Origin of the sequence: Streptomyces sp. NPDC005931 (genome assembly GCF_042871235.1) — a bacterium.
In the GTDB taxonomy this organism is placed as follows: Bacteria; Actinomycetota; Actinomycetes; order Streptomycetales; family Streptomycetaceae; genus Streptomyces.
The window spans coordinates 1-11,398 of the sequence record NZ_JBIAIG010000011.1 but is presented as its reverse complement, the minus strand read 5'-3'; the positions used below and the strand labels follow the sequence as shown (position 1 = coordinate 11,398).

Below are 11,398 nucleotides of genomic sequence, written 5' to 3'. Positions count from 1 at the left end.
CATGCGCGTCATGGCACAGATCGCGATGGTGATGAACCTCGACAAGTGCATCGGGTGCCACACCTGCTCCGTCACCTGCAAGCAGACGTGGACCAACCGCACCGGTGTCGAGTACGCCTGGTTCAACAACGTCGAGACCAAGCCGGGCGTCGGCTACCCCCGCCGTTACGAGGACCAGGAGCAGTGGAAGGGGGGCTGGATGCTCGACAAGCGCGGGCGCCTGGTCCTGCGCTCCGGGGGCCGGGTCAAGCGGCTGCTGTCGCTGTTCTCCAACCCCGACCTGCCGACCCTCGAGGACTACTACGAGCCGGTCACCTACGACTACGACAACCTCATCACGGCCCCCGCGGGGCCCGACATGCCCGTCGCCCAGCCCCGCTCCGTCCTCACCGGCAAGCCCACCGCCATCACCTGGGGTGCCAACTGGGAGGACGGGCTGGGCGGCGCCCACGAGAACGCCGGCGCCGACCCCAACCTGAGCGGCGAGTGGGCCGAGAAGGTCAAGTTCGAGTTCGAGCAGACCTTCCTCTTCCACCTGCCCCGCCTGTGCGAGCACTGCCTCAACCCGGCCTGCGTCTCCGCCTGCCCGTCGGGCGCGATGTACAAGCGGGTCGAGGACGGCATCGTCCTGGTCGACCAGGACAAGTGCCGCGGCTGGCGGATGTGCGTGACGGCGTGCCCGTACAAGAAGGTGTACGTCAACCACGCCACCGGCAAGGCCGAGAAGTGCACCTTCTGCTTCCCGCGCATCGAGGCCGGACAGCCCACCGTCTGCTCCGAGACCTGCGTCGGCCGGCTGCGCTACCTCGGCCTGCTGCTCTACGACGCCGACCGCGTCGGCGAGGCCGCCGCCACGCCCGACGAGAAGGACCTGCTGGACGCCCAGCGCAACGTCTTCCTCGACCCGTTCGACCCGGAGGTCGTCGCGGCCGCACGGGAGTCGGGCATCCCCGAGGACTGGCTGGACGCCGCCCGCCGCTCCCCGGTGTACGCGCTGGTGTCGAAGTACAAGGTGGCGCTCCCGCTGCACCCGGAGTACCGCACGCTGCCCATGGTCTGGTACGTGCCCCCGCTCTCCCCGGTGCTCGACGCCGTCGACGCCGCGGGCGGCAACCAGGACGACCCGGACCACGTGTTCGCCGCCGTCACCCGGCTGCGGATCCCGCTGGAGTACCTGGCGGAGCTGTTCACCGCCGGCGACACCGACGTGGTGGGCGGGGTGCTGATGAAGCTCACCGCGCTGCGCTCGTACATGCGGGAGCGGACCCTCGGCGAGGAGGGCGACGAGGCACTCGTCAAGGCCGTCGGGCTCACCGCCCAGGAGGCAGAGGACCTGCACCGGCTGCTCGCGATCGCCAAGTACGAGGACCGCTACGTCGTCCCCGCCGCGCACAAGGAGGACGCCGCCGCCCTCACCGCGATGGAGGACCGCTGCCCCGTCGAGACCTCGGGCGACGCTCCCCAGGGCCGCGTCATGCTCGGCATCCCCACCCTGCGCCGCAAGGCCACCGGAGGTGTGTCGTGAGCCCGCTGCCCACCACCGTCCCGAACATCGTGCGCACCCGCATCCGGGCCGCGGCCCGGCGCCGGGCGCCGATCACCCCGGAGGAGACGGAGAACCGCGCCCTGCTGCTGCGGCTGCTGTCCCTGCTGCTGCAGTACCCCGACGACGAACTGGCCGCCGGACGCGCGGCTGTCGCGGACACCGTGGCCGCGCTTCCGCCGTCCGTGGCGGCGGACGAACTGGCCGCGTTCACCGCCTGGTTCACCACCGAGGAGCCGGACGCGCTCCAGCGGCACTACGTGGAGACGTTCGACCTGCGCCGCCGCAGCAGCCTCTACCTCACCTACTACCTGCACGGCGACACCCGCCGTCGGGGCATGGCCCTGCTGGCCCTCGCCCAGCGTTACCGGTCCATGGGCTGGGAGGCCGAGACCGGCGAACTGCCCGACCACCTCCCGGTGGTGTTGGAGTTCGCCGCGCTCACCGGGCCGGGCGCCGGCGAGGCGGCACTGCGGCAGCACCGGCGCGGCCTCGACCTCGTGCACCGCGCCCTGGTGGACGCCGGCTCCCCCTACCGGCACCTGCTCGCCGCGCTGCTCGGCCTGCTGCCGCCGCCCACCGAGGCGGACCTTGCGGCCGTCGCCGAGCTCGCCGCGCAGGGCCCGCCGAACGAGGAGGTCGGCATGGACCCGTACGGCAACGGCGAGTTCGCGCCGCCCGGCGCCTTCGTACCGCCGCTGCCGGCGCCGCCGACGATCGACCAGGCCCAGTCCCAGGCCGGCAGGTCCCACTGGGCATCCCCCTCGTCCAGCCCGTCCCGTGAGGAAGGCCACCGATGAACGCCTCCGCAGCCGACCTCCTCCTGTGGGTCGCCGTCCCCTACATCTGCCTCGCGGTGTTCGTCGTCGGGCACGTCTGGCGCTACCGGCAGGACCAGTTCGGCTGGACCTCCCGCACCAGCCAGCTGCTGGAGCACCGCTGGCTGCGCTTCGGCAGTCCGCTGTTCCACCTCGGAGCCTTCGCCGTGATCGCCGGGCACGTGGTGGGGCTCGCCATCCCCGCCTCGTGGACCGAGGCCGTGGGCATCAGTGAGCACGCCTACCACACGGCGGCCGTGTGGGGCGGCTCCGTGGCCGGCGTGGCCATGGTCGGCGGGCTCGGCATGCTGTGCGCCCGACGGCTGCTCGCGCCGCGGATCCGCCGCACCACCGACCGCAGCGACAAGCTGCTCTTCCCGCTGCTCTCGGCCACCGTGCTGCTCGGCATCGCCGCCACGGCCGCGCACAACGTCTTCGGCGGTGGCTACGACTACCGCCACTCGGTGTCGGTCTGGTTCCGCGGCGTCTTCACCCTCCAGCCCGACCCCGCCGCGATCGCCGGCGCTCCGCTGCTGTTCCAGCTGCACGCGCTGTCGGCCTTCCTGCTCTTCGCGGCCTGGCCCTTCACCCGGCTGGTGCACGTGTGGAGCGCGCCCATCGGCTACCTGGCCCGCCCGTACCTGGTGTACCGGCGGCGGCAGCAGGGGACGGCGGCCCCCCTGCGGGGAACCCCGGCGCGTCCGTCGCGCAACCGCCGCGCCGCGTGACAGGAGACGTCAGTGCCCCCGGCCGAATCGGCCGGGGGCACTGACGTGTGGGGGAGCGCCCGGGCGGGCCGTGCGGGTCTACGGCGTCCTGGTTCCCCCGGAGACGGCCCCGGCGAGGGGACCGGGCAGCCGGGGAAGCACCTCGAAGGCGTCTGCGAGACCCGCGTGGAACAGGATCCGCCGGAAGACCGGACAGTCGGAGACCAGCCGCAGACGGCCGTCGCGGCCCAGCACGCGGGAGCGCGCACGGCACAGCGTGCTCAGCCCGGAACAGTCGATGAACGGGACGGCGCGCAGGTCGACCACCACATCGGGAAACGGCTCGGCCGTGAGCGCGTCCAGGCGTTCCGTCAGGGCGGGCGCGGTGAGCAGGTCGAGCTCACCGCGCGGGGTCACGATCGCCGTGCCGGCGACGACGCTCTGCGTCAACTCCATCAGGGCCGTGCTCTGCATCGCGGACATGACTCCAGAGCAAAGCGGTTCCGCCGGGCCCCGTGCCAGGGCCGTTCGGCCCGGGTTCGGTCCGCCACGGGAGCCGGACGGTACCGGCCGGCCCGTGGACGGCCCGCGCCGGACGGCGGAAGGCTGCCGATACCGACACACTGGAGCTGCGGGCGCCGCGCGCCCGATGCCGTCCGCGGTCGTCGCCGGGGGCGTGTCTCCGGTCGGGTGGGGTGGTACTCGGGCCGGGCGGGGAGCCCCCGCAGGAGGCCGCCCTGCGGCGGCCCGACGAGAGGGAGTGACAGCCATGGCCGAACAGGTCCTGCCGAACGCGAACCAGGGCGCCCCGGTCGGCGATCTGGGACGCCGCCTGGCCCTGCGCCGCACGGAACTCGGCCTCACCCGTCGCGAGGCGGCCGTCCGGGCGGGTCTGGCGCCCAGCTATCTGCGGTATCTGGAGGAGCACCCCGGAGCCACCCCCGACGCGGGTGTGCTGCTCCGCCTGGCCGGCGTGCTCCAGACGTCCGTGGCCCACCTGACCGGCGGCGACGTCGATCTGCCTCCTGGGCAGGGACGCGCCGCCCGGCACGCCGAGTTCACCGCGCTGGCCCCCGACGAGTGCCGGACCCTGCTCGGAGCGCACGGTGTGGGACGCCTCGCCGTGACCACCGACGAGGGACCCGTCGTCGTGCCCGTGAACTACGACGTGATCGACGGCGACGTCGTCTTCCGCACGGCCGCCGGGACGACACCCGCCCGTGCCGCGGGGCACCGGGTGGCCTTCGAGGTGGACCGCGTCGACGACGCCCTCAGCCAGGGCTGGAGCGTGCTCGTGCGCGGGGACGCGCGGACGGTCGACGACCCCGAGGAGATGCACCGGCTGGAGGAGCGCGCGTACAGCGCGCCATGGGCCGGCGGGCACCGGGAACAGTGGGTACGAGTCGAGCCGCTGGAGATCACCGGCCGTCGGATCACCGTGTGACCTGCGGGAATGCGGCCGCGGACCGGGAACGTCTCCCCGGTCCGCGCCGGGTGGGGAACGACACCGCGGGGGATCGGTGCCGCTCCTGAAATCCATGATCACCTGGAGTGCCGGGGCCAAACAGAGCCGTTGGTCCCCGGACAGGGCCCGATCGGCCCTCGAACGGGCGGACCCGGAACGCCCGCGGGCCACGGGGCGCGAGGAGCCCGGAGATGACGGCTCGCCGGGGCAGGAGGCGCGTCGAGCCGCCTGGTCCGTCCCGGACCGGCCGCCGCGCCCCCACCCGCGCCGATGGGCCCCGGGGAAGGGGCCCTTCAGCCCTCCGGGACCCGACCTTCGGCATCGGGTGCGGACCTGCGCGCCGTAGCAGTCTGGGTACAGCAAGGGAACGGCCCTAACTCCCGAAGGGACCACGATCATGGCCGTGCACGAGCACCCTCACCGGAGCCCGGGGTTCCACCTTCCGTCGCTCCGCAGGAACCGCACCGCTCCCGGCGTCGCCGCCACCTCGGCGGTCGGGGCCACCGCCGCGGCGCCCTACGCGCTGGCCTCACTGCGTCTGCTCACCGGGTTCGTGTTCCTGTGGGCCTTCCTGGACAAGACGTTCGGCTTCGGGTACGCCACCCCGTCCGGCAAGGGCTGGATCGACGGCGGCTCGCCCACCGAGGGCTTCCTCGGCAACGTCTCGGTGGGGCCCATGGAATCGACCTTCCACTCCTGGGCCGGTGACGCCTGGGCCGACTGGCTGTTCATGGCCGGCCTCCTGGGCATCGGCGTCGCCCTGATCGCCGGCGTGGGCCTGCGGCTCGCCGCCGTGGCCGGCACCGTGATGATGGCGCTGATGTGGATCGCCGAGTGGCCGCCGGCCAAGCACCTGTCCGACGGGTCGGCGAGCATGTCGACCAACCCGTTCGCCGACTACCACGTCATCTACGCCGTGGTCCTGATCGTCCTGGCCGCGACCGCCGCCGGGACCACCTGGGGACTGGGCCGGGCCTGGGCGCGGCTGCCGATCGTCGACCGGCACCGCTGGCTCCGCTGACCGACCCGCGGCCGAAGCGGTGGGCCCCCACTCGGGGGTCCACCGCTTCGTTCGTGCGCTCCGGGGCGAAAGGGCCGTCCGGCCCACCGCGCCGCCCGGACAGGCCCTGGGGGCCGGGCGCGTTCCGCGGGACGCTCGAAGTGTGAGGAATCGGACGGAACCCCGGAGGATGCGAAGGGAGGCGGACATCATGCCCGGAAGCGTGCTGATCGCCTACGGAACCACGAACGGATCGACCGCGCGCATCGCCGAGTCGGTGGCCGCGGTCCTGCGGAAGGAGGGCCTGACGGCGGATGCGGCGCCCGCCGCGACCGTCACCGACGTGACCCCCTACGACGCCGTCGTGCTCGGCGGCGGTCTGTACGCGGGGCGCTGGCACAAGGACGCCCGCCGGTTCGCGCGGCGCCACCGCGGGCGGCTCGCCGAGCGCCCGCTGTGGTTCTTCAGCAGCGGACCGCTGGACGCCTCCGCCTCCGAGCGGGACATACCGCCCGTGCCCGGTGTGCGGCGGACGATGGACCGGCTGCACGCCCGGGGCCACGTCACCTTCGGTGGCTGCCTGGAGGAGGGGGCGAAGGGACGCGTCGCCGGAATGATCGTGCGCAGCGGAAAGGGCGGCGACTTCAGGGACTTCGCCGCGATCGAGCGGTGGGCGGGAGACGTGGCCCACGAGCTGGAGCGGAGCGGGGACCGGTGAAGAGGCAGACCGGGCCCGCCGATTGCGGGCCCGGTCTCCGTCATGGCCGGCGGCGGATCACTTGTGGAAGGTGATGTACCCGTTGCCGTCAGGGTCCGAGCCGCTCTTCGTGTACGCGTGGACGTCGGCGCGGCTGCCCGACGGCTTGTACAGGTAGATCGTGTCCTTGTCGTTGTTCCACAGGAAGTTGCAGTTGTCGCGGTAGACCACGTTGTAGCGGTCCGAGTCGGTGCCGTTGCCGCCGCGCAGCTTCACGTAGTCGCCGGGCTGCAGGTAGTGGTCGGCGGTGAAGACGAACCTGTTGCCGACCGCGTCCTTGACGACGTACCCCTTGAGGTTCACCGTCGACGACGACGAGTAGTTCTTGATCGTCAGGTACTCCTCGTCGGTGTTGCCCGTGGAGCAGCTGTTGGAGTCGCGCCCGGGGGCGTCGTACTGGACGCCCCGGACCTTCAGGGCGGAGCTGTACTCGGCTGCCTGCGCCGGTACGGCCGTCAGCGCGGCGAGGGCGCCCGCGACGGCTGTGGTGGCGACGGCGGCGGTGCGTATGCGCATGGAACTCGTCCCCCCTCCATGGCCCTTGAGTGAAGGCCATGTGGTGATTCGGTGAAGGAGGGAATCGTACACAACCGCCGCACGCGACGAGCGCCCGTCCGGTCCACCGGACCGGACGGGCGCTCGTGGACGGGCGGTCGGCTCAGGCGCCGCTCTCCCGCAGCATGTCCTCGCGCTCCACGATCTTCACGCGCTCGCGCCCCTGCGGCTCGCCCAGCGCCTTCTCGGCCGCGTCCAGCCGGTACCAGCCGTCCCACGTGGTGAAGCGGATGCCCCGCTCGCCGAGGAAGGCGTCCACGGCCTCCGGCTCGGGGGAGGCGGGCGTGTGCAGCCGTCCGCCGGCGAAGTCCTCCAGCAGGTTGGCCACCGTCTCGTTGGCGTCGCCCTTGGTGTGGCCGATCAGTCCCACCGGGCCGCGCCGGATCCAGCCGGTGACGTACGTGGACTGCACGTGCTCGCCGGTATCGCCGACGACCCGGCCGCCCGCGTCCGGGACCGTGCCGGAGTCGATGTCCCAGGGCAGCTTGGGCAATTGGTCGGACAGATAGCCGACGGCCCGGTAAACCGCGCTGACGTCCCAGTCCTTGAACTCGCCGGTGCTCCTGACGTTGCCGGTGCCGTCCAGTTCGGTGCGTTCGGTGCGCAGGCCCACGACCCTGCCGTCCTCGCCGAGGATCTCCACCGGCGACTCGAAGAAGTGCAGGAACAGCTTGTGCGGCCGGTCGCCGGCGTCGCGGATCGCCCAGTTCTCCAGGGTCTTGGCGACCATGTCGGCCTGCTTGTTGCCGCGCCGGGTGGCGATCGACCCCTCGTCGTAGTCGATGTCCTCGGGGTCGACGATCACCTCGATGGTGGGGGAGTGGTCCAGCTCCCGCAGCTCCATCGGGCTGAACTTGGCCTGCGCGGGGCCGCGTCGGCCGAACACGTGGATCTCCACGGCCCTGTTGGCCTTGAGGCCGTCGTGGACATTCGGCGGGATTTCCGTCGGCAGCAGCTCGTCCGCCGTCTTCGCCAGGATTCGGGCGACGTCAAGGGCGACGTTGCCGACGCCGAGCACGGCGACCTTCTCGGCCTGGAGCGGCCAGGTGCGCGGCACGTCCGGGTGGCCGTCGTACCAGGAGACGAAGTCGGCGGCGCCGTAGGAGCCTTCGAGGTCGATGCCGGGTATGGGCAGCGCGCGGTCGGCGGTGGCGCCGGTGGCGAAGATCACGGCGTCGTAGAACGCGCGCAGGTCGTCCAGGTGGATGTCGGTGCCGTAGTCCACGTTGCCGAACAGCCGGATCTGGGGCTTGTCGAGCACCTGGTGGAGGGCCGTGATGATGCCCTTGATCCGCGGGTGGTCGGGGGCCACGCCGTAACGGATCAGACCGAACGGCGCCGGCATGCGCTCGAAGATGTCGATGGACACGCCCGGTTCGGCGGCCACCTCGGACTTGAGCAGGGCGTCGGCGGCGTAGATTCCGGCGGGGCCGGATCCGACGATGGCTACCCGCAGGGGGCGGGGCATGGTCAGGTTCCCTTCGAGCGAGGACAGGCGACTCGCTCGAAAGCCTAAGTTGAGGCAAACCTAAGTTGGTACGGGGGTCCCGTCTATGAGCTCATAAGTGACCCTTATGACTTCTCCCGGGGGCCCTTATGGGCGGTGGTGTCAGGGCAGCGGCTGTTCCGTCCAGATGACCTTGCCGGCCGGCAGATAGCGGGTCCCCCAGCGCTCCGCGAGCTGGGCGACCAGGAAAAGGCCCCGGCCGCCCTCGTCGGTCATCGTCGCGTACCGCAGATGCGGTGAAGTGCTGCTGCTGTCGAACACCTCGCAGATCAGGCTGCGGTCGCGCAGCATCCGCACCTGGATGGGATCACCGCCGTAGCGGATCGCGTTGGTGACCAGCTCGCTCAGGATCAGCTCCGTGGTGAAGGTCAGCTCGTCCAGCCCCCACTCGGCCAGCTTCCGCGTGACCGCGGCCCGCACCTCGGCGACGGCCGCCGGGTTGGACGGCACCGGCCACTGGGCGATCCGGTCGGCGGTCAGTGCCCGCGTGCGCGCCACGATCAGCGCGATGTCGTCACCGGCCCGGGCCGGACGCCGCGACTCCAGGACCACCCGGCAGGTTTCCTCCGGCGAGTCCCCGGCCCGTGCCAGCGCCTCGCGCAGCTGCTCCAGACCCACGTCGATGTCGTGCCTGCGGTCCTCGACGAGACCGTCCGTATACAGGACGAGCCGGCTGCCCTCCACCAGATCCAGATCGGCCGTCTCGAACGGCAGACCGCCCAGCCCGAGTGGCGGACCCGCGGGAACCTCGGGGAACTCGACGCGGCCGTCCGGATGGATCAGGGCCGGAGGGGGATGACCCGCGCGGGCGACGGTGCAGCGCCGGTTGACGGGGTCGTAGACGGCGTACAGGCACGTCGCGCCGGTCACCGGGGCGCGGCCCTCGGCCTCGGTCTCGTCCTGGTCGATGCGGCCGACCAGTTCGTCGAGCAGACCCAGCAGCTCGTCGGGCGGCAGGTCCAGCGCCGAGAAGTTGTGCACGGCCGTGCGCAGCCGGCCCATGGTGGCCGCCGCGTACAGGCCGTGGCCCACGACGTCACCGACCACCAGCGCCACCCGGGCCCCGGACAGCGGCAGCACGTCGAACCAGTCCCCGCCCACCCCGGCCTGCGCGGGCAGATAGCGGTAGGCGATCTCCAGCGCACTCTGCTCGGGGAGGCTGCGCGGGAGCAGACTGCGCTGGAGCGTCACCGCCATGCTGTGCTCGCGGGTGTAGCGGCGGGCGTTGTCGATGGACACCGCGGCCCGGGCCACCAGCTCCTCCGCCAGCGCCAGCTCCTCGAGGTCGAACGGCTCGGGCTTCTGTGAACGCCAGAAGCTGACCACCCCGAGCACCAGGGCACCGGCCCGCAGCGGCACGGTGATCAGCGAGTGGATGCCGTACTCCACGACCTGCGCGGAGCGTTCGAGGTCCTGCGCCCGCCAGCCGGGTGCCTCGGCGAGCCGGGGTTCGAGGACGGGCCGGCCGGTGGTGAGGCTGCGGCTGTGCGGGGACGACGCCACGAACCGGATCCTTTCGCCCACCGGGTACAGCGGGGCGTTCCGGCGGATGCCGGTCAGAGCCGTGCGGCGCAGGACGGCCGCGGCGTCCGGCTGGCCGCCGCCCAGCACGGACTCGAACAGGTCTACCGTGGCGAAGTCGGCGAACCGGGGCACGGCCAGCTCCGTCAGCTCCTCGGCCGTGCGGGTCACGTCCAGGCTGGTGCCGATGCCCACCCCGGCGTCGTAGAGCATGTTCAGCCGTTCCCGCGCCGCCTCGGCCCGGCCGGAGACGGCCCGCAGCTCGGTGGAGTCGCGCAGGGTGGCGGCGCTGCCGGGCGGTCCGCCGGCCCGGTCGGTGGGCCGCTGGTTGACCGCCAGCAGCCGGTCGCCGACCAGGTGCACCTCGTCCGTGGCGACCCGCCCCGAGGCCAGCAGTTCGGCGGTGCCGGGATCCAGGCCCAGTTCCAGCACCGGCCGGCCCTCGGCGTCCTCCGGCAGTCCCAGCAGACGGTGCGCCTCGTCGTTGGCGAGCATGAGGGTGCCGTCCCCGCCGACGATGATCACGCCTTCGCGCACCGAGTGCAGAACCGCGTCGTGGTGTTCGTACATCCGGGTCATCTCGTGCGGGCCCAGGCCGTGGGTCTGTCGCAGCAGCCGTCTGCTGACCAGGCCGGCGCCCGCGGTGGCCAGCAGCAGGGCGGCGCCCGCGGCGGCGAGCAGCAGCGGCAGCTGGGCGTCGGCGGCGCCGCCGACGTTCGCGGTCGTGATCCCCGAGGAGACCAGACCGACCACCGTGCCGTCGGGATCCTTCACGGCACCACGGCCTGCACCAGCGGCCCGATCGTGCCGGTGATCTGCTCGACCACCGGCTCACCGGCAAGTGCGGGGGCGGTCGTGCCGACGAACTTCTTCCCGATGCGGTCCGGCTTGGGGTGGGTGTAGCGGATGCCCTCGGTGTTCATGACGACGATGAAGTCGACCTTCGCCCGGGCACGGGCGGCCTCGGCGCTCGGCTGGAGCACGGCCGTGGGGTCCGGGGCGTCGAGCGCCTCGACGATGCCGGGCGAGTTGGCAAAGGTCTCGGCGACGGCGAGGGAGCGGTTGCGCGCCTCCCGTGTGCTGTCGCGTCGCACCTGGAGCACCAGCGCCACCACGGCGGCCACGACCAGCAGCAGCACGATCATCAGGTGCAGCACGAACACCTCGCCGGCGACGCTGCGCCCGCTCAGCACCGACTGCAGCCCCGACGCCGGGCGCCACCGCGGGCGTCCGCCCCCCTCCCGCCGCGACCGCACGGACGCCGCCGCGCCGGGCCGCAGGGAGGATCGGGTCTTGGAGCGACCCACGAGTCGGACCATGTGCCATGTCTACACTGCCCGGGCACACGGGGCGAGGGGCATCACCCACGGCGACGCCCGGTTCCCACGGTCGGCGCGGTGCCGTGCGCCGCCGCCCCCCCCCCGCCCGGGGGCGGCGGGGCCCCCCCCCCCCCCCCCCCCCCCGCGCCCGCCCCCCCCCCCCCCCCCCCCCCGCCCCCCGGCCCCCCCCCCCCCCCCCCCCCCCC

9 protein-coding genes and 1 pseudogene are annotated in these 11,398 nt (G+C 72.8%); 6 read left to right on the top strand and 4 right to left on the bottom strand.

The window, feature by feature from the left end:
- Position 1: 1 nt before the first annotated feature.
- From narH to narI, 3 genes are read left to right on the top strand one after another with little or no spacing between them, the layout of a single operon-like run.
- Positions 2-1,525, top strand: coding sequence for a nitrate reductase subunit beta (gene narH / locus ACFYOV_RS23790; RefSeq protein ID WP_389090422.1), 1,524 nt, complete (start codon positions 2-4; stop codon positions 1,523-1,525).
- Positions 1,522-2,343 carry a nitrate reductase molybdenum cofactor assembly chaperone gene (gene narJ / locus ACFYOV_RS23785; protein WP_389090420.1) on the top strand — a complete coding sequence of 274 codons (822 nt, stop codon included), beginning with the start codon at positions 1,522-1,524 and terminating at the stop codon, positions 2,341-2,343. The genes narH and narJ overlap by 4 nt, the downstream gene beginning before the upstream one ends.
- Entirely contained in the window at positions 2,340-3,089 is a 750-nt protein-coding gene (gene narI, locus ACFYOV_RS23780; RefSeq protein WP_389090419.1) for a respiratory nitrate reductase subunit gamma, read from the top strand. Before narJ ends, narI begins: the two co-directional genes overlap by 4 nt.
- Positions 3,090-3,167: 78 nt before the next feature.
- Here the strand turns inward: narI and ACFYOV_RS23775 are convergent, their stop codons facing one another.
- The gene (locus ACFYOV_RS23775) at positions 3,168-3,551 is read right to left on the bottom strand and encodes an STAS domain-containing protein (RefSeq protein ID WP_389090417.1); all 384 of its coding nucleotides are present in this window, start codon (positions 3,549-3,551) and stop codon (positions 3,168-3,170) included.
- Between the two features lie 286 nt (positions 3,552-3,837).
- Here ACFYOV_RS23775 and ACFYOV_RS23770 point away from each other — a divergent pair, with 286 nt between their 5' ends.
- The 3 genes from ACFYOV_RS23770 to ACFYOV_RS23760 all read left to right on the top strand — a co-directional run bounded on the left by ACFYOV_RS23770 (position 3,838) and on the right by ACFYOV_RS23760 (position 6,251).
- Positions 3,838-4,512, top strand: a complete 675-nt coding sequence (locus ACFYOV_RS23770; protein WP_389090416.1) for a helix-turn-helix domain-containing protein — start codon at positions 3,838-3,840, stop codon at positions 4,510-4,512.
- 418 nt (positions 4,513-4,930) lie between these two features.
- Positions 4,931-5,554: a hypothetical protein gene (locus ACFYOV_RS23765; protein WP_389090415.1), complete on the top strand. Its 624-nt coding sequence runs from the start codon at positions 4,931-4,933 to the stop codon at positions 5,552-5,554.
- 190 nt (positions 5,555-5,744) lie between these two features.
- Positions 5,745-6,251, top strand: a complete 507-nt coding sequence (locus ACFYOV_RS23760) for a flavodoxin domain-containing protein (RefSeq protein WP_389090413.1) — start codon at positions 5,745-5,747, stop codon at positions 6,249-6,251.
- A gap of 57 nt (positions 6,252-6,308) precedes the next feature.
- Here the strand turns inward: ACFYOV_RS23760 and ACFYOV_RS23755 are convergent, their stop codons facing one another.
- From ACFYOV_RS23755 to ACFYOV_RS23745, 3 genes and pseudogenes are all read right to left on the bottom strand, one after another.
- Positions 6,309-6,806 (bottom strand): lamin tail domain-containing protein, encoded by a 498-nt coding sequence (locus tag ACFYOV_RS23755; protein WP_389090412.1) that lies wholly within the window; start codon positions 6,804-6,806, stop codon positions 6,309-6,311.
- A 142-nt stretch (positions 6,807-6,948) separates the two neighbouring features.
- Entirely contained in the window at positions 6,949-8,313 is a 1,365-nt protein-coding gene (locus tag ACFYOV_RS23750) for an FAD-dependent oxidoreductase (RefSeq protein WP_389090411.1), read from the bottom strand.
- A gap of 141 nt (positions 8,314-8,454) precedes the next feature.
- A pseudogene (locus tag ACFYOV_RS23745) lies at positions 8,455-11,192 on the bottom strand (SpoIIE family protein phosphatase).
- Between the last annotated feature and the right edge of the window lie 206 nt (positions 11,193-11,398).

What these genes read in the sequence shown, in the direction of transcription:
- narH (WP_389090422.1), top strand. Translation starts at nt 2, where the DNA reads ATGCGCGTCATGGCACAGATCGCGATGGTGATGAACCTCGACAAGTGC.
- narI (WP_389090419.1), top strand. Translation starts at nt 2,340, where the DNA reads ATGAACGCCTCCGCAGCCGACCTCCTCCTGTGGGTCGCCGTCCCCTAC.
- ACFYOV_RS23775 (WP_389090417.1), bottom strand. Translation starts at nt 3,551, where the DNA reads ATGTCCGCGATGCAGAGCACGGCCCTGATGGAGTTGACGCAGAGCGTC.
- ACFYOV_RS23770 (WP_389090416.1), top strand. Translation starts at nt 3,838, where the DNA reads ATGGCCGAACAGGTCCTGCCGAACGCGAACCAGGGCGCCCCGGTCGGC.
- ACFYOV_RS23765 (WP_389090415.1), top strand. Translation starts at nt 4,931, where the DNA reads ATGGCCGTGCACGAGCACCCTCACCGGAGCCCGGGGTTCCACCTTCCG.
- ACFYOV_RS23760 (WP_389090413.1), top strand. Translation starts at nt 5,745, where the DNA reads ATGCCCGGAAGCGTGCTGATCGCCTACGGAACCACGAACGGATCGACC.
- ACFYOV_RS23755 (WP_389090412.1), bottom strand. Translation starts at nt 6,806, where the DNA reads ATGCGCATACGCACCGCCGCCGTCGCCACCACAGCCGTCGCGGGCGCC.
- ACFYOV_RS23750 (WP_389090411.1), bottom strand. Translation starts at nt 8,313, where the DNA reads ATGCCCCGCCCCCTGCGGGTAGCCATCGTCGGATCCGGCCCCGCCGGA.